General features: G+C 67.3%; 1 protein-coding gene. It reads right to left on the bottom strand.

Annotated features, from left to right (window positions below; translation table 11 throughout):
* Positions 1–664 (bottom strand): efflux RND transporter permease subunit (locus AC58EF_RS28590; RefSeq protein ID WP_497279757.1); only part of this gene is annotated, 664 nt, incomplete at both ends.

The following is a 664-nucleotide window of genomic DNA, read 5'->3' as shown; positions in this document are numbered from 1 at the left end:
GATGCGGACTTGCGGCACGAGCACCTGGCTCTCCAGCTTCAGGTCGGACACGCCCTGGATGCCGGACAATGCCTCGCGAACGCGGGCGCCCGCGGCGCGAAGCTCGGTCTGGTCGGGGCCATAGATGCGGACCACGATCGTCGCGCCCGCGCCCGTCAGCACCTCCTTGATGCGCTCGCGCAGGTAGGTCAGCACATCGCGGAACAGGCCGGGATAGCCCTCCACCACTTCCTTGATGCGCGCGACCGAAGCGTCATAGTCCGCCGTCTCGTCGAGGCTCACCCACAGCTCGGTGAAGTTGGGGCCGACCACCTCGTCGGCGGCCTCTGCGCGGCCGATATGTGCGCCGAAATTGCGGACGCCGGGGATCGCGCGCAGCTCCTTGGATGCGCGAATGGTGATCCGGTCCATCGCCTCGATCGAGGTGCCCGGCTTCTCGACGAAGTGCATCAGGAAGTCGGTTTCGCGGAAATCGGGGAGAAACTGGTCCTTGAAGGTGGCGTAGCCGACACCGGCGAGCAGGAGTCCGCCGGCGACGATCCCGACCGCGAGCGACGGTCGCCCGACGACGCGCGGCAGGAAGCCGACATAGCGACGCTTCAGCCCAGCGACGAAGCGCGTATCGCGCTCGACCTTCAACGGAGCATTGGGGAGCAGGAGCAGG

It is taken from the genome of Sphingobium sp. WR1 (genome assembly GCF_059693745.1).
Note: the sequence above shows the minus strand (reverse complement) of the source record. Positions and strands in the feature narration are given on the sequence as shown.